The 1733-nt window shown below is 51.4% G+C and carries 1 protein-coding gene; it reads left to right on the forward strand.

Features of this window, described 5'->3' with window-relative positions:
- Positions 1 to 722: 722 nt before the first annotated feature.
- Positions 723 to 1709, forward strand: a complete 987-nt coding sequence (locus KHQ28_RS08400) for a protein rep (RefSeq protein WP_016245711.1) — start codon at positions 723 to 725, stop codon at positions 1707 to 1709.
- The last annotated feature ends 24 nt before the right edge of the window (positions 1710 to 1733 follow it).

The raw sequence follows: 1733 nt of genomic DNA on the forward strand, positions 1-1733 counted from the left end.
TCAGGGCTGCGCCCCGACACCCTGCCAACACCTCACGCAGTCAGATTAAAATCTGCCAGCGCTCGCTGTTTCCGAAATCGTCAAACTCTAAATCGTGGGGTCCCGCTGGCTTGCCAGTGGGTTCCGATTTAGTGATTGACGACATTGCTGATTGAAAAATTGGCTGAGGTGGTTGGATTCACGAAGTGAGGCCAACCACCTGGAAGACGGTTTTTAATTGTCTGGTACCGGATACAACCAGAACGAATGGAGTTGGTTCTGTCGTGATGCGAAAAAGTATGGGTTCGCAAATCACAGACTAAATAGATTTACCCAATTCCATTCGAGTGAGGTTGTTATGTTTTTTGAGGTTCTTAATCATGTTGATAGTGCGTTGAGCGTTGCTGTTTCGCTCCTGGCGTTGTGGCAGTTTTTGGTGGCGGGTGGGCGTTGAATGGCTGGTTCGATCCGCGCGCGATCCTTGTATTTATACTTAAGGGATAACTCTGGCGATAAAAAATGGCATCAAGCCTTGCGTACCAAGGCTTCGGGGCTTATTTGCGTTGTAGAAGGTTTTGGAAGTATTCTGTTGGGAGTGGTCGCCTTAAAAGCGACCCCCGCAACGACGGCCATCGTTCGGGGGTGTGACCACCTGCAGAAATTCGATTCGAAGCGACAACCAACAGGTGATACGGCAATGATAACACGTCAAATGAGCCATCGCCCAGCATGGGACGGTGTGCATGCAAAACCCTAAACTCCAGAACCTCACGGATTACTCCCCCTCAGACGCGCCCTGGGACGCTCACAAAAGCGTTTCTGACGACGTAGGTGGGATTTACCTTCTCGCAGCCGAATATGAGCGCTACGGGGCGCGTATGGCTTCCTGTGGCGGTTTACTGAGGTTTGGTTGGTCTACCCTCAAAGAAACTGGAGAAACTCGCCTTAGGCTACGTGAGGCGCATTTCTGCCGTGTCCGGCACTGTCCTGTCTGCCAGTGGAGGCGATCCCTGATGTGGCAAGCCCGTTTTTATCAGTCCCTGCCGCGTATTGTTGCGGATTATCCAGATGCACGCTGGATGTTCCTGACCCTCACAGTGCGAAACTGCGCGATCGGGGAATTGGGTGAGACACTTAACCGAATGAACATGGCCTTCCAGCGACTTAAGGATCGCAAAGAGTTTCGACCTGTTCAGGGCTGGATCCGCACCACGGAAGTTACACGTGGAAGTGACGGTAGTGCGCACCCGCACTTTCACACTCTGATGATGGTTCCTCCCTCAATGTTCACGCGAGATTATGTTAAACATGACCGCTGGGTAGAGCTTTGGCGAGAGTGTTTGCGTGTGAATTACGATCCGAATGTTGATGTTCGAGCAGTAAAACCCCGCAAGCCTAAGGACGGAGAATCATTGGCTTCTGCAACTGCGGAACTTGTACGGGGCGCAGTGGCTGAAACCCTGAAATATTCCACGAAGCCGGCTGACATGGTTGCTGATCCTGAATGGTTCCTCGAATTGACTAAGCAGACACATAAGCGCCGATTTGTGGCTACCGGTGGCGCACTCAAAGACATACTGAAACTCGATCAGGAAACTGATGCCGATATGGTAATCGGGGATGATATTCCCGAAGGCGATGATGATGGTTCACGCATTGCTTTTGAGTGGAAAACCGAATCCAAAAAGTACCGTCGCTCACCGTCAAAAGATAAAGCTGAATCAGACTGACAGGGTGTCGGGGCGCAGCCCTGA

The organism is Klebsiella sp. 28 (assembly GCF_018223905.1).
Lineage (GTDB): Bacteria > Pseudomonadota > Gammaproteobacteria > Enterobacterales > Enterobacteriaceae > Klebsiella > Klebsiella pneumoniae.

Bases quoted from the DNA above. Each gene is read 5' to 3' on its own strand.
- KHQ28_RS08400 (WP_016245711.1), top strand. From the start codon at position 723: ATGCAAAACCCTAAACTCCAGAACCTCACGGATTACTCCCCCTCAGAC.